We start from the raw sequence: 21,332 nt of genomic DNA, 5'->3' as shown, positions 1-21,332 counted from the left end.
AATAAAGCGTTAGCGATCTAAGCAACAATATTAATCAAGCGGCCCGGAACCACAATCACCTTTTTAGGTGCTGCGCCATTTAATACTTTTACAGCAGGCTCACTTTGTAATGCCAAAGCCTCAATTTGCTCTTTATTCGCATCCGCAGGAACACGTATATCGCCACGCAACTTGCCATTAATTTGCAACATGATGGTCAATTCAGTTTGAATCAGCGCCGCTTCATCAACTAGAGGCCATGGCGCATCTAAAAGAGTACCAAATGATTGATCGCATCCAATCTCATTCCAAAGAGCATGCGTCAAGTGAGGTACCACTGGGTAAAGCACTCGAATCAAAATACTCAAGCACTCACGCAACACAGCAGGTCGCACCGCAGTGTTATCGCCTAATTTCACGGGCTCCAAGACATTGAGCATTTTCATCGCCGCAGAAACTACCGTGTTGTATTGGCGGCGCTGATAGTCGAAGTTAGCCTGCTTCAGAATGGTATGCACCTCACGACGCAATTCTTTTTCAGCATCATTTAAATCGCTTGGTAATACTGGATCGGCAGCACGGATTGCATCCGCCTGACTACTGGAATACATCCAGACACGACGCAAGAAACGTGAGGCACCTTCTACACCAGCACTAGACCACTCAAGCTGCTGCTCAGGAGGAGCAGCAAACATCACAAAGAGGCGTGCAGTATCCGCGCCGTATTGATCAATCAAAGCTTGAGGATCAACGCCATTGTTTTTGCTCTTAGACATTTTCTCAACACCACCAATAATGACTGGCGTGCCAGAAGTATCGCCTTTTAACTTGGCGCTGTGAGGGCGGCCTTTGTCATCTAGCTCGAGCTCTACATCTAAAGGATTCAACCAAGTTTTTTTACCAGATGCTTCTTCAGAGTAATAAGTCTCATTAAGCACCATGCCTTGCGTTAGCAAATTCTGGAAGGGCTCATCAAAAGTAATGAGATTGAGATCACGCATGACCTTGGTCCAAAAGCGCGCATAGAGTAAATGTAAAATCGCATGCTCAATGCCGCCAATGTACTGATCCATTGGCATCCAGTATTCATTGCCGCCATCAACCATGGTCTTCGCATCTGGGCCGGTATAACGCATGAAGTACCAAGAAGAATCTACGAAGGTATCCATCGTGTCAGTCTCACGACGCGCAGGCTTGCCGCATTTTGGACATTTCACATTCAGGAAGTCGGCACGCTTATTGAGCGGGTTACCACTACCATCAGGCACGCAATCTTCAGGCAACACCACTGGTAAATCCGCCTCAGGCACTGGAACTGCGCCGCAACCAGGATTACTCTCATCACCACAATGAATAATCGGAATCGGTGTCCCCCAATAGCGCTGACGAGAGATGCCCCAATCGCGCAAACGGTAAGTAGTTTTGATTTCACCAATACCCATTTGCTCTAAATCTTGAGCTACTGCATCAACTGCCTCTTCATAGGATAGTCCATCGTACTTACCGCTATTAAGGCAAACGACATCATCCTTCTGGGCATACCAATCTTGCCAGTGGCTGATGTTGAACATATCTGATGGAGTACGCAAAGCAATCACTTGCTTAATCGGTAAGTCATATTTGAGGGCAAATGCAAAGTCGCGCTCATCGTGTGCGGGTACACCCATAACAGCGCCATCGCCATATGACATCAAGACATAATTACCAACCCAAACTGGCACAGGTTCATTAGTCAGCGGATGTGTCACATACAAGCCGGTGAACATACCTTCTTTTTCTTGAGTGGCTAGATCAGCTTCAATCACGCTACCGGTTTTACATTTCTCAATAAATGCAGCTAACTCTGGATTATTGGCAGCTGCCAATGTTGCCAATGGATGTTCAGCTGCAACAGCACAGGAAGTAACGCCCATGATGGTGTCAGCACGTGTTGTAAATACATACAACTGACCATCTTGAACAAAGTTACCATGCGCATCGGCAATCTCGTGCTTAAACGCAAACCGCACACCACGACTCTTACCAATCCAATTCTGCTGCATGGTCTTGACGCGCTCAGGCCAACCTAAATTATCTAGACCAGAAAGTAATTGCTCTGCATAGGCGGTGATATTGAAGTAGTAGCCTGGGATCTCACGCTTTTCAACTAGAGCACCAGAGCGCCAGCCGCGCCCATCAATCACCTGCTCATTTGCCAATACGGTTTGATCGATTGGATCCCAGTTAACCACTTGAGTCTTACGATAAGCAATGCCCTTTTCTAGCATCTTTAAAAAGAGCCATTGATTCCAGCGATAGTAATCGGGGCTGCAAGTAGCCACTTCGCGTGACCAATCAATTGCTAGACCCATCGCCGCCATTTGCTTTTTCATATAAGCGATGTTGTCGTAGGTCCATTTCGCTGGCGGTACTTTATTCTGAATCGCTGCATTTTCAGCGGGCATGCCAAACGCATCCCAGCCCATCGGCATGAGAACGTTATAGCCCTGCATGCGCAACTGTCTCGCCATGACATCATTGATGGTGTAGTTGCGAACGTGACCCATATGCAACTTACCGGATGGATAAGGCAACATAGAACAGGCGTAGTATTTTGGTCTTGGCTTGCCGGAAGCATCAACTGCGTTCTCGGCTACCTTATAAGCCTGCGCACTTTCCCAATCAGCGCGTGCTGCTGCTTCAATACTGCGGTGATCGTAATCCTTACTCATTCAATACAACTCTTTTCTTCTATTCTGATTTACTGAACATTCACTTACGCAGGCCAAGAACATCTTGCATGTCATAAAGACCGGAACCCTTAGCTTGTAAGAAGCGTGCGGCGCGCAACGAACCTTGTGCATAAGACTGACGGCTAGAAGACTTATGACTAATCTCAATCCGCTCACCCTCGCCTGCAAATAAGACAGTGTGATCACCCACAATATCTCCACCACGGATAGTGGCAAAACCAATCGAGCCAGCTTTGCGCTTACCGGTATGACCTTCACGTGCATATACCGCAACATCGTCCAATTTCTCACCAAGCGCATCCGCAATCACCTCGCCCATTCGAAGGGCAGTACCAGATGGAGCATCCACTTTATGACGGTGATGGGCTTCAACGATTTCAATGTCGTAACCTTCATTCAGCATCTTTGCAGCTATCTCTAATAACTTGAATGTGGCATTCACGCCAACACTCATGTTGGGCGCAAAAACGATGGCTAAATTTGCAGAAGCCTTTTTCAAGCTATCAATCTGTTCTGGACTAAGGCCAGTAGTACCGATAATCATTTTGCTGCCAGTCTTTTGCGCCACGGCTAAGTGAGCCATCGTGCCTTCTGGACGAGTGAAATCAATTAAGAACTCAGCACCAGTCAAGGCCTTTGCAATGTCCGATGTAATGGCTACGCCAGTTTTTTTACCCAAGAACGCACCGGCATCTTCGCCAAGCAAAGAGCAAGACCCATGCTCAAGCGCACCAACAAGCTCAGTATCAGTGCAGTTGAGCACAGCCTCGATCAACATTTTTCCCATGCGGCCGGTTGCACCAGCAATTGCGATTTTCATCATTTGTATCTTCGTTTCTTATTCAAGGTTGTCGAAAAACTTCACTCGACATCAACACAAATTTATCTTTACTTTGCTTCACTAGCCTGTGGAACGTTGAGAGTTCCAGGGCCTAACTGTTGAGGTACGGGCTGCGCATCTGGCGACTTTTTTGAAAAGCTAAAAAAGTCCCAAAATGAACTACTGGCAGGAGCTGCAGGCACTGTAGCCCCGACGGGCAAATTATTCGTTGGACTGGGAACCAGCAACTCAGGCTGCTGCAAAGGTGGAGTGACTGGTGGCTTATTTGATCCAGTCATAACATCCCAGAATGAACGCTTCGTTTTTGCGTAACCATCAATCTCAGCAACCAACTCGATATCGGTTGGTAATGCATCACCCTGAAACTTCACCAGCTTATCGCCTTCGAAAAATACTGTCACACGACGCTCTTTACTCATTTGTTGACCAGCGCGCTTAAATTCAAAAACGTAGTCCCAGCGATTTGCATGGAAATAACTAGCCAGTAAAGGCGTTCCCAGAATTTGACGCACTTGCTCACGACTCTGACCAACTTGTAACTTGGCGTATTGCTCGCTAGAAATAAAGTTACCCTGCACCACATCTGGAACATAAGGTCTAAAGACTTTATTCATCCAAGCGCGCTGGGTGTCATCGACAGCGCTGGTACAACCAGTAGCAATCATTGCCGAACTAATAGCGGCAATGACTAAGCCCGTGCGAGCACGGTCAAACATCTCAAAAATAGAGTTCAGTAGACGGGTAAAAAGTTGAAGGCAATTTTGCATGGCAGGCCGTATCATTAAGACATTGATTTTAGCTCCCAAACCCATGAATATGAACCAAAATCCGACTCCAGCAAATTTGCGCGACATTGGCCTGAAGGCGACCGGTCCACGCATGAAAATCTTGGACTTTTTTCATCAAAATAGTGGCACTCACTTTAGCGCTGAAGATGTCTTTATGGCTCTAGCTAAGAATGACAAAGAAATTGGTCTGGCCACGGTATATAGGGTGCTAACCCAGTTTGAGCAAGCAGGCATCTTGCTCCGCAGTCATTTTGAGTCCAGCAAAGGTGATAGTAGGGCTATTTATGAGCTGAACGAGGGTCAGCACCATGACCACTTGGTGTGCCTTGATTGCGGCCACGTTGAGGAGTTTGTAGATGAGGCAATTGAAAAAAGGCAGCGAGATATTGCCAAAAACCTCGGTTTTAAGCTCCAAGAGCACTCTTTAGCGATGTACGGACACTGCCAAAAGAAGAATTGTCGCAATAAACCAAAATCCTAATTCAGGAAGATAGAGGCAAATAATGAAAAAAGACCTCAATTGAGGTCTTTTTTACATTTAAAGCAGGATTTTAAGAACTTTTAGCCACAAATCTTACCGAACCTTTTACTTTACAGCCATTAATGCCTGAGCAGCATTAAGCATCTGGACTGAGTAACCCCACTCGTTGTCATACCAAGCTAAGACTTTGACCAACTTCCCATCGGCGGATACACGAGTCTGGGAAGCATCGTAAATACTAGGGCGAGGATCGTGGTTAAAGTCGATCGATACCAAAGGCAAGGTATTGAAACCCAAAATACCCTTCAACTCACCCTCGCTGGCTGTTTTGAGGATTGAATTGACTTCATCCACGCTAGTAGCCCGGCTGGCAGCAAAGGTTAAATCCACGACAGAAACGTTAATGACGGGCACGCGCATTGCAAAACCGTCAAAGCGCCCTGCTAATGCCGGTAAAACCAAGCCAACCGCTTTAGCAGCACCCGTCTTAGTTGGGATCATGCTGCTCACAGCAGAACGAGCACGGCGCATATCCTTGTGATACACATCAGTCAGAACTTGGTCATTTGTAAATGCATGAATCGTAGTCATCAAACCAGACTCGATCCCAATTTTTTCTAACAATGGCTTAACCAATGGGGCTAAACAGTTGGTTGTACAGCTCGCATTGGAGACTACGACATCGCTTGGCTTTAGAACTTGCTGATTTACGCCATAAACAATAGTGGCATCAACATCTTTTTCACCTGGAGCAGAGATCAATACCTTCTTCGCACCTTGAGAAATATGCACCATGGCTTTTTCTTTGGAAGTGAATTTGCCTGAACACTCAAGCACTAAATCCACACCAAACTCACCCCAAGGAGTTTCCAAAGGATTACGAGTAGAGAACATCTTGATGCGATCGCCATTGACCACCATGCAATCACCGTCTACCTTTACTTCAGCAGGAAAACGGCCGTGCGCAGAATCATATTGCGTCAGATGCGCATTGATGTCGATATCACCCATTGCGTTAATTGCGACGATTTTGATATCGCGCCTAGGCTTACCATTGACTTGATCTTCATACAAAGCACGTAAGACCATACGACCAATGCGACCATAACCGTTAATTGCGACACGAATTGTCATTCCATTTCCCTTGCTCATTTTGAATTCTTAGATAAATACTTTGTTTCTTATGCTGTCTATTTCTTTGCAATACATTGCTTCACTGTTTTAGCAATCTGATCAACCGTTAAACCAAAGTATTCATAGAGGACAGGTGCTGGCGCAGATTCTCCGAAGGTATCAACACCATGCACAGCAACACAACCATACTTCCACCAGAAATCACTCACGCCAGCTTCAACAGCAATGCGCGGAATATCCGCCGGCAAAACTTTTGCCTTGTACGCAGCGTCTTGTTGATCAAATACTGTCGTTGATGGAATCGATACCACGCGTATACCAAAACCCTCACCCTCTAGACGCTCCGCTGTTTGCAACGCCAAAGCGATTTCTGAACCAGTAGCAATGATTACTGCCTTGATCTTTAATTTCTTGGGATCATGCAAAACATATCCACCGCGGGCAATATCTTTTACTTGCTGACTATTGCGTGAAACAAATGGGCAGTTCTGACGACTGAAGATCAAAGCGCTTGGGCCATGCTTACGCTCAATCGCAGCACCCCATGCAACCGCACTCTCAGTAGTGTCACATGGACGCCACACCATTAAATTCGGAATAAGACGCAAGCTTGCTATGTGCTCAACAGACTGGTGAGTTGGACCATCTTCACCCAAGCCGATAGAGTCATGAGTAAAGACAAAGATGCTTCGTAACTTCATCAATGCAGCCATACGCAATGCATTGCGACTGTAATCAGAGAAGGTTAAGAAGGTGCCGCCAAATGGTATATATCCACCATGTAAAGCGATGCCGTTCATGATGGCACTCATACCAAATTCGCGCACACCGTAATTAATGTGATTACCCCACTGATCACCACGTACAGGTTTACATGAAGACCAGTTCGTTAAGTTAGATCCTGTTAGGTCAGCAGAGCCACCCATGAACTCGGGTAACGCTGGCGCCAAAGCCTCGATGGCATTTTGACTAGCCTTACGAGTAGCAATAGTTTCTGCTTTAACTTCACAGGTTTTTAAATAAGCATCTAAAGTCTTAGAGAAGTCTTGGGATAAATCGCCTTGCATGCGACGCTGCAATTCAGAAGCCAATTCTGGATATTTGTTTTTGTATGCCTGAAATTCTTTATTCCACTCATGCTCAGAAGCTTGGCCACGCTTCTTGAAATCCCAAGCTTCGTAAATATCATTTGGAATTTCAAAGGGTGCGTACGGCCAGTTCAATGCAACACGGGTTGCTGCAATTTCAGCTGCGCCCAATGGGGAGCCATGCACCTTATCGCTACCCGCCATGTTGGGAGAACCTTGACCAATCGCAGTCTTGCAACAAATCAATGTCGGTTTGTCACTCTTCTTCGCTTGAGCGATTGCGCTAGATACAGCCTCTGCATCATGACCATCCACAGCACGAAGGACATTCCAGCCGTAAGCCTCAAAACGCTTTGGCGTATCTTCGTTAAACCAAGAAACTACTTTGCCATCAATTGAGATGCCATTGTCATCCCATAGTGCGATGAGTTTATTCAGTTTGAGTGTGCCAGCCAATGAACATACTTCATGACTGATGCCTTCCATCAAACAACCATCACCTAAAAACACGTAGGTATAGTGATCAACAATATTATGACCAGGGCGATTAAATTCCCCTGCTAATAATTTTTCTGCCAAAGCCATACCAACCGCATTTGAAATACCCTGACCTAAAGGACCGGTAGTAGTTTCTACTCCGGGAGTAATTCCATACTCAGGATGTCCAGCAGTTTTGCTATGTAACTGACGGAAGTTTTTCAATTCGCCAATTGGTAAGTCATAGCCAGTGAGATGCAATAAGGAATACAACAACATCGAGCCATGGCCGTTAGATAAAACAAAGCGATCACGATTCATCCAATGGGGATCGGTTGGATTGTGTTGCAAATGCTCATTCCAAAGACCGACTGCAATATCAGCCATACCCATTGGCATTCCAGGATGCCCCGAATTGGCTTGTTGTACTGCATCCATGGATAAAGCGCGGATGGCATTTGCCATACGAATTTGAAGGTTTGACATCGTAAATTGGGTCTCGAGAAAATTAATTAGCTATATTTCAGTAATGCCTCAATTTTATCTTCCCGGCCCATGGGAAAACCAAAAGCCAAATCCCCTCACTCCTGAGCTCGCACATCACCTGCGCGTCCGCCGCATCCAAGTCGGTGAATTCTTCCCTATCTTTGATGGAAATGGTCAAGTTGCCCAAGCCAAACTGCTCTCGCTGGGCAATAAATCAGGGGAAGCCGAGTTGAGCGATATTCACCAAGATACCCATCGTGAGAGCCTCTATGCCATTACTTTGGCGCAAGGCCTAGCTGGAGGCGACAAGATGGATTGGGTGGTTGAAAAGGCGATTGAGACTGGGGCTCAGGTCATTGTCCCATTACAGTGTGAGCGCTCAGTTACCAAATTAACCCGTTCTAGTGACTTTGAGCGCGCTCAAAAGCGCCTTTTGCACTGGCAAGGTATTGTTCAAGCTGCTTGCGAACAATGTGATCGCACAGTCTTGGCTACTGTAGAGCCAGTACAAAGTTTTGCAAGTTACCTACAGAAGCCACAAAAAGCTAAACTTAAACTTCTTTTAAGCCCAGATACTGATAAAAGCTTGTATTCAGCATTGATTGATAGCCCGCCACAGGACATTATTCTCATGATAGGGCCCGAAGGTGGACACACCCCAGAAGAGGAAGCACAAGCTCAGGCAGCGGGTTATCAAATAGTCTCTCTGGGTGATCGAGTATTGAGAACTGAAACTGCTGGGATTGTGGCAATTACCGCTGTTCACAGCATTTGGGATCCAGAAATGCAAAATCGCCTCAAATAAAGGCGATTTTTGCTGATTTACTGCCTTACTGCTTGGTTCGCTAAAACGTGTGATTAGGCAAAAGAGTAGAACACGCGGTATGGTGTTCGGCGCTCAGACCAGAAGTCCACGGCATCACGGAATACATCTAGCAGAGTCTCACGAGCCTCTTTGTCAAACTTCTGAGTACAAGGTAAACCTTCGAGCACCACTACAAAACCTGGCTGAGGGCCAGACTTATCAACAGTTGTCGTCAAAGCATCCAATAAAGGATCAAAATTCTTCGCCTGTTGCTTGGTGAATGTGTAAGCAATCGCAATCGCCTCCAATACTTCACCTTTAGTCATCGCATTTGCACAATTAGCGTAAATGAAATGCTGGCCAAGCTCAGTAGCTGCCTCCTGAAGATCAGGAGTGCGGAAAGCACGAATAGATTGCACGATATTAGGGCGCACACTGCGCAACATTGCCGGCGGTCCGGCATCGCGAACGGCCAAAGCGGCACGCCAAGAAGCTGTCACTTTTTTCCCCGAAACTTGATTTGCTGCATAGGTTTGTAAACGAGATAAACCGCCCTCAGCATAGATATTGGCTGCGGATGACTCGGTTTCGAGTCGATCGTTACTATCCCAACTTTCAGCCCGGCTGTGTTCGTCAAAGCCTACTGTAGTGCCGTTTTCAGAGCGATTATTCATGATGGATGCTAGATTACCCTTAACACGCCATCAAATCAAGCCCAATTACAGTACATTTTATATAAACCATTGATTTATAAAGTAATAATTTATGTTAGTTAACACTAACTAGTATAAATATAAGCCCATCCCTAGGTCTTAGGCCGCCCCTCTAGCATTGCTTGCTGCTTCAACTACCGCCAAGGTGGTCACATTAACGATACGACGCACAGTAGCTGAAGGCGTCAGAATATGAATTGGCTTAGCTGCACCTAGGAGTAATGGTCCAATTGCAATACCGTTTCCAGCAGCAGTCTTTAGCAAGTTGTAAGAAATGTTTGCGGCATCAATATTTGGCAACACCAGCAAATTGGCACCACCTTTTAAAGGTGATGAAGTAACAGCGCTAGCACGAATGGTTTCATCCAAAGCGCTATCACCGTGCATTTCGCCGTCCACTTCAAGACTAGGATCTGCTTTTTGAATTAAAGCTAGTACGTCACGCATTTTGACTGCGGATGGAGCGCTACTAGAACCGAAGTTGGAGTGAGACAAGAGTGCTACCTTAGGCACTATGCCTAATTTACGCATTTCGTTTGCAGCCATCAGTGTGAGTTCAGCCAATTCTTCTGCCGTTGGATCGATATTCACATGGGTATCTACTAAGAAGACTTGGCGACCCGGCAAAATCAATCCAGACATGGCGCCATAAACATTGGCGCCCGGCTCTTGACCTACCACCTCATCGATGTATTTCAAATGAGTTGCTAAGTTACCAACGGTTCCACAGATCATGCCATCAGCCATACCTTTGCTAATCATGATGGATCCGATCAAGCTATTGCGGCGACGCATTTCTAACTTAGCAAAAGATTCGGTAACGCCTTTACGCTCAGTCAAGGCCAAATAGGTTTGCCAGAAATCACGGAAGCGTGGATCATTCTCTGGATTCACAATCTCAAAGTCTTCACCCGCTTTAATACGTAATCCGAACTTGTCAATGCGATGCTCGATTACCGCAGGACGACCGATCAGAATTGGTGTTGCTAAATGCTCATCAATAATGATTTGTACTGCGCGCAATACGCGCTCATCTTCACCTTCAGCAAACACAATACGTTTTTGAGCGGCAGGCACTCCTTTGGCAATGCTAAATAATGGCTTCATCAAAGTACCGGAGTGGTACACAAATTGTTGCAACTGATTGCGGTAAGCATCGAAGTCTTTAATTGGACGCAGCGCAACACCATCTTCCATTGCCGCTTTAGCAACAGCGGGTGCGATGACGGTAATTAAACGTGGATCAAACGGTTTTGGAATTAAATACTCCGGACCAAAAGATAGGTTCTCAATACCGTATACCGAGGTCACTATTTCGCTCTGCTCAGCTCGTGCTAACTCCGCCACAGCCTTGACTGCTGCGACTTCCATGCCACGTGTGATGGTGGTAGCACCGACGTCTAGTGCACCACGGAAGATAAATGGAAAGCACAGCACGTTATTCACTTGATTTGGATAATCAGTACGACCCGTTGCCATCACCGCGTCAGGACGAACTTCCTTTACTTCCTCAGGGAGAATCTCAGGTGTTGGATTTGCCAAGGCATAGATCAATGGCTTATCAGCCATCTTCTTCACCATGGATTGCTTAAGAACACCGCCAGCTGAGAGGCCTAGAAAAATATCAGCGCCTTCAATCACTTGATCTAGGGTACGTAAATCAGTCTCCTGACAAAACGGCTCCTTTTGCGGATCCATCAATTCTTGACGGCCTTTGTATGCAACACCAACTAAGTCAGTAACCCAAATATTCTTACGTGGGATACCAAGATCAACCAATAAATCCAAACAAGCTAATGCAGCAGCGCCAGCACCAGAGGTGACTAATTTCACATTAGTAACATCCTTACCGACTACTTTTAAGCCATTCAGAATCGCAGCAGCAACCACAATCGCAGTTCCATGTTGGTCATCATGAAAGACCGGAATCTTCATACGCGCTCGCAGCTTGCGCTCAACAATGAAACAATCTGGTGCTTTGATGTCTTCTAAATTGATACCACCAAAAGTGGGTTCGAGCGCTGCAATAATTTCAACTAATTTATCTGGATCGTTTTCGTTCACTTCAATATCAAAAACATCAATGCCAGCAAATTTCTTGAACAGAACTGCTTTACCTTCCATCACTGGCTTACTGGCCAGTGGCCCAATATTTCCCAGACCCAATACTGCCGTGCCGTTGGTGATCACACCAACTAAATTACCTCGGGCTGTGTATTTGAAGGCATTAGCAGGATCTTTAACAATTTCCTCGCAAGGTGCAGCAACGCCAGGCGTGTAAGCCAAGGCTAAGTCACGCTGGTTGGTTAGCTGCTTCGTTGGGGCGATTTCAATCTTCCCCGGAGTTGGAAACTCATGATAGTGAAGAGCGGCCGCCCTTAAATCTGCTATTTGCTGTTCTTTGCTGTTATTACTTGGTTTGCTCATCAGTTCACTCATCAATCAGAGGTATTCAAGCTTCTAATTCTATTCCTCTCAGATGAAAGACTCCCAAGAGCCATAAAATGGGGCATGCAATCTCAAATATCCTCACTTGGCGAATTTGATCTCATTCAGCGTTTCTTTAAAACGCAGTCGGAACTGATGCTTGTCAGCAATCCCGGCTCAGTAAAAATGGGAATTGGAGATGATTGCGCCCTACTAAAAACCGATCCTGCCGAGGAGATTGCCATTACCAGCGACATGTTGGTCAGTGGCAGACACTTTTTTGTAGGCGCTAATCCAGAGTGGCTGGGCTGGAAAGCCCTAGCAGTCAACCTCTCAGACCTAGCCGCTATGGGTGCTAGGCCAATGGGCTTCACACTAGCACTGGCGCTACCTGAGGCGAATTCAGCCTGGTTAGAAGCGTTTAGCAAAGGTTTATTTGCCATCGCCAATCAATTTACCTGCCCACTTATTGGCGGTGACACCACTGCCGGCCCACTCAATATTTGTATCACTGCTTTTGGCAGTATTCCAAAAGATAAAGCCATCCTTAGGTCAGGCGCATTAGTAGGTGATGACATTTGGGTTTCAGGAGCCGTTGGTGACGCCAGACTTGCACTTGCTGCACTGCGTCATGAGATTGAATTAGAAAAGGGAGATTTGGAAGTAATTGAAGCGCGTATGCATCAACCCACCCCTAGAATTAATTTAGGCATCGCCTTAAGAGGCGTGGCCAATTCTGCTTTAGATGTCTCCGATGGTCTATTGGGTGATCTGAGGCATATCCTCCAGCAATCAGGTAAAGATGCAGAAATCCATTTAGAGCAGATCCCTAAATCCAGAACACTACGCAAACAATCGCCCAATATTCAAAATCAATATGCCGCAAGTGGCGGTGATGATTACGAGTTGTGCTTTACTGCCGCAAGTAGCTTAAGAAATGCCATCACCAAAATCAGTGGAGACTTAAATCTTCCACTCACTCAAATTGGCAGCATCAAGGATATGCAAAATCACTCACCAAAGATCCAGCTCATTGACAGCAATGGGGCTAGATTAAATCCTGAAGAAGTAAATCAACTGCTCAAATCCTTTGATCACTTCGCATGAATAATCAAACCAATACGCCAACTTCGACCGTACCCACCCCCAGCTTGAGTTGGGTATTTAGCAAACCAAGCCGTGCCTTGGCGTTTGGACTGGGTAGTGGATTGGCACCATTTGCACCCGGTACTGCAGGAACACTGTGGGCTTGGGCTGCTTTCTTACTGGGCGAACTCTTTCTATCAACAGAAGCATGGTGGTGGATTATTGGCACAGGGATTCTTCTGGGTTGCTGGATCTGCGGACAAGTCAGTGAAGAGTTAGGGAAAAAAGATTTTGGTGGAATTGTGTGGGATGAATTAGTCGCCTTCTGGCTTGTATTGATATTCATCCTGCCAGCAAACTTATGGGTACAAATTTTGGCATTTGCACTATTCCGATTCTTTGATGCCGTGAAACCCGGTCCGATTGGAATGATTGATCGGTACTTTAAACATTTAGAAAATAGTGATAACTCCTCTCCATCAAGTATTGGCTTAATACTATGGCGCGGCTTCGGAATCATTGCAGATGATCTTGCTGCTGCATTTTTTACACTTCTCACAATAGCGCTTGTGCAAATTGGATTGGGCTATCTCTCATGAAAAACAATAACGATCCCCAACATGAGCTGGCGAGAGCTATTGCCTTGACTCTAGTGAGCCGGGGCTGGAAAATTGCCTTAGCAGAGTCCTGCACTGGCGGCCTTGTCTGCGCCACACTAACGGACTTAGCAGGCTCGAGTGATTGGCTTGAACGAGGCTATGTCACCTACAGCAATGCCGCAAAATCAGAATGCTTAGACGTTTCAATGGAAACGATTGACTCTTTTGGCGCAGTCAGCGAACAAGTCGCCAAAGCCATGGCCGAGGGGGCGCTACGTCATGCCAATGTCAACGCTGCTATCTCCATTACCGGTATCGCTGGTCCAACGGGTGGTTCAGCAGAAAAGCCGGTTGGCACTGTCTGCTTTGGCTTGGTGATTAAAGAAAATGTTGGGCATGATGTTATTAATACAGTCACGCTGACTAAACACTTCAACGGTGATCGCCAAGTAGTGCGAGAGCAAGCGCGTGATTTTGCACTCTCTCAATTTTTGGAATTACTTAAACCAAAAAATGCCTAATTCATTAACGTGAGCTAAGCCAACCCTTGTGGCGGAAGTAACCCAATGGAATCATCGCTGAAATCACCATTGAAATAATCGCAACTGGATAACCCCAAGTCTGTTCTAGTTCAGGCATATAGCGGAAGTTCATTCCCCACACGCTCGCTAATAAAGTTGGAGGCATTAAGGCAACAGACACCACCGAGAAGATCTTGATGATCTTACTTTGGTTCAAATTAATAAAACCGACTGTCGCATCCATCAAGAAGTTGATCTTATCGAATAAGAAGGCGGTATGGTTTTCTAATGAATCAATATCTCGCAAAATCTGACGCGCTTCTTCTTGCTGCTCATCAGACAATAATTTGCTGCGCATCAAAAAAGACAATGCGCGACGAGTATCCATTACATTGCGACGAATACGTCCGTTGGTATCCTCTTCCTTGGCAATCGTTTCGAGCACTTCCTCTGCATCATGATCGGTAATGTCATCTTGCAGAACACGCTTGCCTGCTTGCTCGAGATTTTCATAAACCTCTTCCAAGGCATCGGCAGAGTACTCAGCATCAGTGGAGTACAGGTCGAGCAAAACATCTTTCGCATTACTAACTGAACCTGGACGTAAACGGGCACGCAAACGCACCAAGCGGAACACTGGTAAATCTTCGTCATGAATCGAGAACAAAACTTGCTTGGTCATCACGAAAGCAACTCGCACGTTTCGAGAAGTTTCTTCTTCGTCCAATAAGAAATCAGTACGAATATGAAGGTGGCCATCATCCGCCTCGAAATACCGCGCAGAAGCTTCTAAGTCGCCTAAATCATCTAATTCAGGCAAGAGAACGCCAAAAGCCTCTTTGATCCACAGGAGCTCTTCTTCTTCGGGATCAACAACGTCGATCCAGATAGGATTGGAGTATTGCAACAATTCATTGCGATCTTCCACTTGCTCTTGAGAGAGGCGGCCATTTTGCAGGACGAACAAGTTGATCATGGTGAACTCCTAAGGAATGGTCGCTAGTTTATCCTATAGACCATGACAGTTTGACTAAAATAAGCCCAATCCTAATGAACTCCAGCTCAAATACCTTTATCCAACAACTCCAGTCTGCATGGGCTTCTCAAGGCAGTATGTTGTGCGTGGGCTTTGATCCAGATCCCAAGCGTTTACCTGCTGTATTTCAGGACAAGCCTGAGGGGATTTTTGAGTTCTGCCGCGAGATCGCTGATGCCACTGCGGATACCGCCTGCTCCTTTAAGCCCCAGATCGCTTACTTTGCCTCTCAAAGAGCCGAGGCTCAACTTGAAAAGCTCACTCGCTATCTTAAAGATCAATATCCGCATATCCCTGTCATATTGGACTCGAAGCGTGGTGATATCGGTAGTACGGCTGACCACTACGCCTTAGAGGCCTTTGAGCGCTATGGTGCAGATGCCGTCACCGTGAACCCTTACATGGGCTTTGACACGATCGAACCTTACCTGAAGCACGCTGGCAAGGGCGTGATTGTTTTATGTCGAACCTCAAATCTAGGGGGCTCCGACCTTCAGTTCTTGAATGTAGCCCCCAATGGGGAGCCGCTTTATCTGCATGTGGCCAAGCTTGCCGCACAGAACTGGAATGCCTCTGGACAAATTAGCCTAGTAGTTGGCGCTACCTTTCCCAAAGAAATTGCTCAAGTGCGAGCCATTGTGGGCGAGATGCCTTTACTCATTCCAGGCATTGGCGCTCAAGGTGGCGATATCGATGCCACCGTTAAAGCTGGCGGCATACCCAATCAGCTAGGCACAGGCATGATGATCAACTCCTCCAGAGCAATTTTGTATGCAAGCTCAGGAAATGATTTTGCCGAGGCGGCCAGAAAAGTAGCCATCGCAACGAGAGATGCGCTAAGAGCTGCAAGCACTAAATAACACTAGCGCGCTTTAGGCTTTTGAATGGGTGCTAAAGCAACCCTATCCATATTTTCCAAGATAAATTCCTGCCGCGTGGGGAAGTGAATATTGGCCTTACGACAGTATTGTGATTTATCGAAACATTTCGGTGCTGGCAATGCTGATGCTAAAGCTGCGGCCTGTTCGCGATTAAGTGATGCTGGCTTAATGCCATAGTAATGCTGAGAAGCAGCGTCAATACCAAAGATGCCTTCGCCCCATTCTACCGAGTTCAGATAGATTTCATAAAGACGTTGCTTAGGAAGCATTACCTCCAATAGACCCGTAATGATGAGCTCCTGAGCTTTGCGAAAATAATTCTGCTCAGAAGAAAGAAAAAGATTCTTTGCTAATTGCTGTGTAATCGTAGAGCCGCCACGCAAAGCTGTTTTAGATTTACCACTACCCTGTTGGTTAAGTTGTGAATTTTTGGCCCATGCCTTTTTCATATCCTCAACCCGCACACCCATATGCTGAAAGAAGATATCGTCTTCACTCACTAAAACAGCACGTTTGAGATTGGCCGAGATCTTGTCATACGGAACCCAAGTTGACTTAACCGGGCAAGACCAAGATAAACTGCAAAGGCGCCAACGTTCAGCTCTCTGAAATGCAGTACTGCTAGGATCAAAAACTACCCATAAGCCAATCTGAATGACAAAGTACATTTGCATGGCAATAAAACCGCCCAGCAAACATTTCAGAAAGTAATAAAGCCAACGCATTAAAGCTTAGCTATAAATTAAGAAGTGCGAAGTTCTGCCAATACAGCGCGAGAATCAATTGCATCAGAAAACTGAACACCACGCCAAATTAAGAAGGCATCGGCAGCTTGCTCAACCAACATGCCCAAGCCATCACTGACTCGTGCACCGCGATGCAATGCTTGCTGCATCAAGGTAGTGACTTTGCCGTAGACCATATCGTAGGCAAAAGACTGTGGAGTAAAGATATTGCTTGCGGCGGTATCGCTAATAGGAGATTCATTAGATAGTCCGGCGGCAGTAGCGTTAATAATGAGATCAAAAGGAGATGCGATCTTACTTGCATCTTCCAAGTCGCCCAAAGTGACGGCTTGCAACACAACATCGAGCGAAACAGCTAAATCACTAAACAATCGAACTAACTCGTCGGTCTTGGCATTGGATCGATTAGCAATAATCAACTTTTGGGGCGATTGCTCTAATAAGGGGCCAAGTACTCCGCGAGATGCGCCGCCCGCTCCCAGCAATAAAATTCGAGAGCCTTGAATTTGAAGGCCCTGAGCCAGTAGATCTCTGACTAAGCCGGCGCCATCCGTGTTGTCACCAAATATTTTTCCATCCTCAATACGCAAAGTATTTACTGCCCCGGCGAGCTGAGCGCGCGGCGTTAACACATCTGCAAGAGCCTGAGCGTCCAACTTAAATGGGACGGTAACATTCATACCCTTACCGCCAGCAGAAAAGAAAGCTTGCGCAGCGGTTTTGAATTCACCAAGCTCAGGCTGTAAACGCCCGTAATACATTTTCTGGTTTGACTGCTCAGCAAATCGCTTGTGAATAGCGGGTGATTTGCTGTGTGAGATCGGATTACCAGCAACCGCATAAACATCCATACCGGGAAATTGAGTGGGATCGGCATGCAATTGGGCAGAGGAGATTTGACTCATAGTAACTACAGGATAAGCGAAATTGAGTGATGTCTTCTGAATTAAGGGCGCAAATCTAAGCGATCAGATCCATCTCGTGTGAAATCAAAAGTAGAAACCCAATCTAGGATATCAAGCTGATTACGCATTTCTGCGGGGAAAACTCCAAAGGGGGCAGAAGCACGCACAATTGCTAAGGCCTGGCGATCCAACTCGGGATTGCCAGAGCTTCGCCCAATACTGAGACCATCTTTACCTTGAGCATTATTGGCAATACGCCCCTGAGCATCTACGCTCACCACAATCACTAAACTTCCGTACAAGGGGCGACCATTAGCCCGTGGAAAAAATGCACTTCCATAAGCCTCAATCTTTTGACGCATGGCATCGTAATACTGGGCAAAAACAACCGCTTTAGTGCTTGCTCCAGTTAAGACTTTACGACGAGGCTCACGGCCATTGGCCTGTAAACGTTTAGCCAACTCAGCTTCCAAAGAATTTAGTTGGGATGTCGCTTGTTTCTCATCTCCACTTTTGCGACCGCCCGAAAGCGCTCGATCCGCTTCAAGCTTAGCCAACATTTGCTTTTGCTGTTTTTCTAAAACCTCGAGACGGGCATCTGCACCGAGTCTTGCTTGATGGAGCGCACTAGCATCTTGACTGGAGGTATTGCCGCCTCCCTGCAAATCTGCTTGGGCTAATTTATTGGCCTGCTTGGGCGCTACTGGATTACTAGCATTTACCAAGACAACACTGAGCGGTGTATTTAGACGACGATTTTCTATTTCCCCCATACCCCAGCGGAAGGAGAACAAGATGAGGTGAGCCAAAATCGAAAGACCTAGCGCATAGCAAAATGGGTGGCGGCGCCAACCAGTATTTAAGCGTCCTACTAGCTGCGACAGCCTAGGTAAGACTTGCATCACTCTCAGGAACTTCTGGGGTTTCTATATGAAGAACCCGAACCCCGGCAGTGAGCTGCAATAGGTCTACGTCAGCCAAACTTACTTCAGCTCGAGTCATACGCGGGTGGGTCACCAACTCAGGAACTGGAAGATGCAATGGGACAGGCTCTACTCGCGACATACCTTCCTTAAGATGTCTCACAAAGACTTGCTTAGGAGTCTCATCTTGAGAAACCCAGCGCAAGCACCAATATTTCTCAAGGCGATCTTGGTATTCACCGTAGGCAGAATAGCAAGCTTCAAAGTCGGCGGCGATACCCATTAATGCTGCATCACGCGGAGGAAACGGCGCCACCATCTTGGCAGTAATACCATGTTTTGCTATTGCGATTAACTGCCACTGATTTACTAAATCTGAGTAACGGCGCAAAGGTGATGTGCACCAGGCGTAATACTCCAAACCCAATCCTTCATGTGGACCGGGAGTTATCTGCATACGCGTACGTAAGGGACCCCAACCCTTTTGAGTCCGAAACAGACCAGGTATCCCATGATCTGCCAATAAGCGTCCTGAAGCACTGTTGCAATAAATCATCCACTCAGCAACGATGGTATCAAGGATGGAGCCACGTTGACGAGGACTAATCTCCACCCTCTGTGCGCCATCCACTTCTTGAATTTGAAAATGAAAGTCTCTTGCTAAGGCATTAGGATCCAAGACCCCTAATTGCTCAGCACGCAATCCATTAGCTACACGCTGTTCCTGGCGCCCTGCGTGCAATAACTTTGCAGCGGCCCATAAAACACTCAACTCTTCACGATAAGCATAGCCAGCTGATTCATCAGCAAAACTTTCTTCCGTTACCAGATGCTCTAAATTCTCTAGGCGCAGATTTGCCCCCATCGGAACCATCTCAGCACGCAACTGTAGAGTCTCTTTATCTACAACTCCAGCTGGATCAATGTCCACATAAATTGATAAAGCTGGGCGAGCCGCGCCCTCATCCAATGAGAACTGTGCAATCACTGTGTAGGGCAACATCGTAATCTTGTCGCCAGGGAAATACACGGTAGACATCCGAGTACGTGCGACTTTATCTAAAGCATCATCCTTGGTAATCACCAAGCCAGGCGCCGCAATATGAATACCGATACGATGTCCACCACCCTCGAGCGTTGTCACTGATAAAGCATCATCAATTTCAGTAGTACCTGAGTCATCAATCGAGAATGCAGTCACTTCAGCTAGAGGTAATTCTGAAATAGCGGCATCTAGAGCAGCCTGATCAACCGCCAAACTTAAGTCATGTGCAGCACCCTGAGGGAAATGCGCTTTTAAGAACATTCCTTGGTGATATTGCAAAGGTGAGTCAATCGCACCACAGCGGATCATGAGCTGTGCAGGTGATTCTCCTGACTCAGTACACGCTGCAATCAATGCTTTATAGGCAGAGGTATTTTTGTCCGGAGAAAACAGAAGTTGATTTGCCTGGGATTGAAGCGTCTCTGGAAACACGCCAGCCACTAGTTCTTGCTGCCATGCAGTCTGCTGCTCTAATTCTTTTTGCTTGCGCTCAAGCGCAGCCAAACCAGCCTGCAGTTGTTCTAGCGGCGCCCTTTGAAAACGTCCACGCCCTTTGCGACGGAAAAATACTGGCGCACTTTGTAAAGCAATAGCTAATGCCGTCTGTTGCGGTACGGTGGCTTGAGCGCCAAAGTACTCATGAGCAACATCTAATAAGCCAAACTCTTCATCAGGTGCGCAGTCCCATAAGAATTGCAGATCAATCTCTTTTGATAGGGCATTTGCCTCATCCATCAATGCCTGTGGCTCTGGCTTCTCAAAGCGTAACCAAACCTCTTTGGCTTTTAACTTAATCTTTTTCCCAGACAAACTAGTTGCTTGCCATGATTCCGCATCTCCAGCACCCGAAGCAGACTGGACTGTGGCGACCTTGATGTCGCCACCCTCTTCATATAAAAGATGCATGCTTAGAGGGAGATCCCGCCACTGGCCTCAAGAGCAACACCGTTCACATAGCTAGCCTCATCGCTTGCCAAGAATAAATAGACATTCGCCATTTCTTCAGGAGTCCCTAAGCGACCAAGCCAACTGCGCCTCTCAATGTCAGTCAGAATATTTTCTGGCATAGCTTTGACCATTTCAGTGGCAATAAAGCCTGGGCACACTGCATTTACCCGAATACCTTTTGGACCTAATTCACGCGCCCAAGTTTTACTAAAGCCAATTACCCCAAACTTGGTTGCTGAATAATTAGTCTGTCCAAAGTTTCCATAAATACCCACAACACTAGAAGCATTGACGACAGCGCCTTTGCCAGCCTCCAACATATGCGGCACTACCAACTGCGTGCAATTAAAAACACCCTTGAGATTGACATCAATTACCGTATCAAATTGAGCCTCCGTCATTTTGACTAAGCGTGCGTCTTGAGTGATGCCAGCGTTATTAATCAAAATGTCGATGCGTCCATGGCGTTGCATGATTTGATCAACAGCTGCTTCAATGCTTGCACGATCAGTTACGTTCATAACATAAGCTTCTGAGCCAGAAATAAGATCTGCAGCAGCTTTAACCGCCTCGGGATTCACATCGGCAATCATGACCTTTGCACCTTCTTGCGCAAAACGTTTTGCAGTTGCAAAGCCAATTCCTTTTGCAGCACCAGTAATGATGGCTACCTTATCTTTTAGTCTCATGC

General features: G+C 46.5%; 19 protein-coding genes. 6 read left to right on the top strand and 13 right to left on the bottom strand.

From position 1 onward, the window contains the following. Positions 1-17: 17 nt before the first annotated feature. The 3 genes from leuS to CL55_RS01235 form a co-directional block, all read right to left on the bottom strand. A complete protein-coding gene (gene leuS, locus CL55_RS01245) occupies positions 18-2,690 on the bottom strand; it encodes a leucine--tRNA ligase (protein ID WP_046329517.1) in 2,673 nt (890 codons plus the stop codon). Between the two features lie 40 nt (positions 2,691-2,730). Further along, a complete protein-coding gene (gene dapB / locus CL55_RS01240) occupies positions 2,731-3,531 on the bottom strand; it encodes a 4-hydroxy-tetrahydrodipicolinate reductase (protein ID WP_046329516.1) in 801 nt (266 codons plus the stop codon). A 68-nt stretch (positions 3,532-3,599) separates the two neighbouring features. Next, positions 3,600-4,319, bottom strand: coding sequence for an outer membrane protein assembly factor BamE (locus CL55_RS01235; RefSeq protein ID WP_046329515.1), 720 nt, complete (start codon positions 4,317-4,319; stop codon positions 3,600-3,602). A 43-nt stretch (positions 4,320-4,362) separates the two neighbouring features. On the opposite strand from CL55_RS01235, the gene fur reads away from it, so the two are divergent. Continuing rightward, entirely contained in the window at positions 4,363-4,821 is a 459-nt protein-coding gene (gene fur, locus CL55_RS01230) for a ferric iron uptake transcriptional regulator (protein WP_082091945.1), read from the top strand. 105 nt (positions 4,822-4,926) lie between these two features. Here fur and gap read toward each other — a convergent pair whose 3' ends face one another. Then, positions 4,927-5,955, bottom strand: coding sequence for a type I glyceraldehyde-3-phosphate dehydrogenase (gene gap, locus CL55_RS01225; protein WP_046331051.1), 1,029 nt, complete (start codon positions 5,953-5,955; stop codon positions 4,927-4,929). Between the two features lie 56 nt (positions 5,956-6,011). After that, complete coding sequence (gene tkt / locus CL55_RS01220) at positions 6,012-8,006, bottom strand: transketolase (protein WP_237150516.1); 1,995 nt, start codon at positions 8,004-8,006, stop codon at positions 6,012-6,014. 43 nt (positions 8,007-8,049) lie between these two features. Between tkt and CL55_RS01215 the strand changes: the two genes are divergently transcribed. Continuing rightward, entirely contained in the window at positions 8,050-8,811 is a 762-nt protein-coding gene (locus CL55_RS01215; RefSeq protein WP_046329514.1) for a 16S rRNA (uracil(1498)-N(3))-methyltransferase, read from the top strand. Positions 8,812-8,864: 53 nt separating this feature from the next. Here the strand turns inward: CL55_RS01215 and CL55_RS01210 are convergent, their stop codons facing one another. Beyond that, positions 8,865-9,485 carry a barstar family protein gene (locus tag CL55_RS01210; protein WP_015420405.1) on the bottom strand — a complete coding sequence of 207 codons (621 nt, stop codon included), beginning with the start codon at positions 9,483-9,485 and terminating at the stop codon, positions 8,865-8,867. Between the two features lie 138 nt (positions 9,486-9,623). Beyond that, the gene (locus CL55_RS01205; RefSeq protein WP_046329513.1) at positions 9,624-11,963 is read right to left on the bottom strand and encodes an NADP-dependent malic enzyme; all 2,340 of its coding nucleotides are present in this window, start codon (positions 11,961-11,963) and stop codon (positions 9,624-9,626) included. A gap of 72 nt (positions 11,964-12,035) precedes the next feature. On the opposite strand from CL55_RS01205, the gene thiL reads away from it, so the two are divergent. The 3 genes from thiL to CL55_RS01190 are packed head-to-tail and all read left to right on the top strand — an operon-like array spanning position 12,036 to position 14,157. Further along, positions 12,036-13,058: a thiamine-phosphate kinase gene (gene thiL, locus CL55_RS01200; RefSeq protein ID WP_046329512.1), complete on the top strand. Its 1,023-nt coding sequence runs from the start codon at positions 12,036-12,038 to the stop codon at positions 13,056-13,058. Beyond that, positions 13,055-13,636: a phosphatidylglycerophosphatase A family protein gene (locus tag CL55_RS01195; RefSeq protein WP_046329511.1), complete on the top strand. Its 582-nt coding sequence runs from the start codon at positions 13,055-13,057 to the stop codon at positions 13,634-13,636. The genes thiL and CL55_RS01195 overlap by 4 nt, the downstream gene beginning before the upstream one ends. Continuing rightward, the gene (locus tag CL55_RS01190; RefSeq protein ID WP_046329510.1) at positions 13,633-14,157 is read left to right on the top strand and encodes a CinA family protein; all 525 of its coding nucleotides are present in this window, start codon (positions 13,633-13,635) and stop codon (positions 14,155-14,157) included. Before CL55_RS01195 ends, CL55_RS01190 begins: the two co-directional genes overlap by 4 nt. Before the next feature lie 4 nt (positions 14,158-14,161). Here the strand turns inward: CL55_RS01190 and corA are convergent, their stop codons facing one another. Continuing rightward, positions 14,162-15,133: a magnesium/cobalt transporter CorA gene (gene corA, locus CL55_RS01185; RefSeq protein WP_046329509.1), complete on the bottom strand. Its 972-nt coding sequence runs from the start codon at positions 15,131-15,133 to the stop codon at positions 14,162-14,164. 74 nt (positions 15,134-15,207) lie between these two features. Here corA and pyrF point away from each other — a divergent pair, with 74 nt between their 5' ends. Further along, positions 15,208-16,053 (top strand): orotidine-5'-phosphate decarboxylase, encoded by an 846-nt coding sequence (gene pyrF / locus CL55_RS01180; RefSeq protein ID WP_046329508.1) that lies wholly within the window; start codon positions 15,208-15,210, stop codon positions 16,051-16,053. Positions 16,054-16,055: 2 nt separating this feature from the next. On the opposite strand, the gene mtgA is transcribed toward pyrF, so the two are convergent. Genes mtgA through fabG form a run of 5 tightly spaced genes read right to left on the bottom strand, consistent with a single transcriptional unit; the run spans position 16,056 to position 21,330 of the window. Then, positions 16,056-16,799, bottom strand: coding sequence for a monofunctional biosynthetic peptidoglycan transglycosylase (gene mtgA / locus CL55_RS01175; RefSeq protein ID WP_046329507.1), 744 nt, complete (start codon positions 16,797-16,799; stop codon positions 16,056-16,058). Positions 16,800-16,816: 17 nt separating this feature from the next. Next, on the bottom strand, positions 16,817-17,725 hold the full coding sequence (gene aroE, locus CL55_RS01170) for a shikimate dehydrogenase (RefSeq protein ID WP_082091860.1): 909 nt from the start codon (positions 17,723-17,725) through the stop codon (positions 16,817-16,819). A 41-nt stretch (positions 17,726-17,766) separates the two neighbouring features. Continuing rightward, positions 17,767-18,627, bottom strand: a complete 861-nt coding sequence (locus CL55_RS01165) for an energy transducer TonB family protein (RefSeq protein WP_052728693.1) — start codon at positions 18,625-18,627, stop codon at positions 17,767-17,769. Continuing rightward, a complete protein-coding gene (locus CL55_RS01160) occupies positions 18,611-20,599 on the bottom strand; it encodes a ribonuclease catalytic domain-containing protein (RefSeq protein WP_046329506.1) in 1,989 nt (662 codons plus the stop codon). The genes CL55_RS01165 and CL55_RS01160 overlap by 17 nt, the downstream gene beginning before the upstream one ends. A gap of 2 nt (positions 20,600-20,601) precedes the next feature. Beyond that, entirely contained in the window at positions 20,602-21,330 is a 729-nt protein-coding gene (gene fabG / locus CL55_RS01155) for a 3-oxoacyl-ACP reductase FabG (protein ID WP_046329505.1), read from the bottom strand. Between the last annotated feature and the right edge of the window lie 2 nt (positions 21,331-21,332).

Source organism: Polynucleobacter duraquae (genome assembly GCF_000973625.1).
In the GTDB taxonomy this organism is placed as follows: Bacteria; Pseudomonadota; Gammaproteobacteria; order Burkholderiales; family Burkholderiaceae; genus Polynucleobacter; species Polynucleobacter duraquae.
Note: the sequence above shows the minus strand (reverse complement) of the source record. Positions and strands in the feature narration are given on the sequence as shown.

Coding starts and splice junctions, on each gene's coding strand:
- leuS (WP_046329517.1), bottom strand. CDS start 2,690: ATGAGTAAGGATTACGATCACCGCAGTATTGAAGCAGCAGCACGCGCT.
- dapB (WP_046329516.1), bottom strand. CDS start 3,531: ATGAAAATCGCAATTGCTGGTGCAACCGGCCGCATGGGAAAAATGTTG.
- CL55_RS01235 (WP_046329515.1), bottom strand. CDS start 4,319: ATGCAAAATTGCCTTCAACTTTTTACCCGTCTACTGAACTCTATTTTT.
- fur (WP_082091945.1), top strand. CDS start 4,363: ATGAATATGAACCAAAATCCGACTCCAGCAAATTTGCGCGACATTGGC.
- gap (WP_046331051.1), bottom strand. CDS start 5,955: ATGACAATTCGTGTCGCAATTAACGGTTATGGTCGCATTGGTCGTATG.
- tkt (WP_237150516.1), bottom strand. CDS start 8,006: ATGTCAAACCTTCAAATTCGTATGGCAAATGCCATCCGCGCTTTATCC.
- CL55_RS01215 (WP_046329514.1), top strand. CDS start 8,050: ATGCCTCAATTTTATCTTCCCGGCCCATGGGAAAACCAAAAGCCAAAT.
- CL55_RS01210 (WP_015420405.1), bottom strand. CDS start 9,485: ATGAATAATCGCTCTGAAAACGGCACTACAGTAGGCTTTGACGAACAC.
- CL55_RS01205 (WP_046329513.1), bottom strand. CDS start 11,963: ATGAGTGAACTGATGAGCAAACCAAGTAATAACAGCAAAGAACAGCAA.
- thiL (WP_046329512.1), top strand. CDS start 12,036: ATGCAATCTCAAATATCCTCACTTGGCGAATTTGATCTCATTCAGCGT.
- CL55_RS01195 (WP_046329511.1), top strand. CDS start 13,055: ATGAATAATCAAACCAATACGCCAACTTCGACCGTACCCACCCCCAGC.
- CL55_RS01190 (WP_046329510.1), top strand. CDS start 13,633: ATGAAAAACAATAACGATCCCCAACATGAGCTGGCGAGAGCTATTGCC.
- corA (WP_046329509.1), bottom strand. CDS start 15,133: ATGATCAACTTGTTCGTCCTGCAAAATGGCCGCCTCTCTCAAGAGCAA.
- pyrF (WP_046329508.1), top strand. CDS start 15,208: ATGAACTCCAGCTCAAATACCTTTATCCAACAACTCCAGTCTGCATGG.
- mtgA (WP_046329507.1), bottom strand. CDS start 16,799: ATGCGTTGGCTTTATTACTTTCTGAAATGTTTGCTGGGCGGTTTTATT.
- aroE (WP_082091860.1), bottom strand. CDS start 17,725: ATGAGTCAAATCTCCTCTGCCCAATTGCATGCCGATCCCACTCAATTT.
- CL55_RS01165 (WP_052728693.1), bottom strand. CDS start 18,627: ATGCAAGTCTTACCTAGGCTGTCGCAGCTAGTAGGACGCTTAAATACT.
- CL55_RS01160 (WP_046329506.1), bottom strand. CDS start 20,599: ATGCATCTTTTATATGAAGAGGGTGGCGACATCAAGGTCGCCACAGTC.
- fabG (WP_046329505.1), bottom strand. CDS start 21,330: ATGAGACTAAAAGATAAGGTAGCCATCATTACTGGTGCTGCAAAAGGA.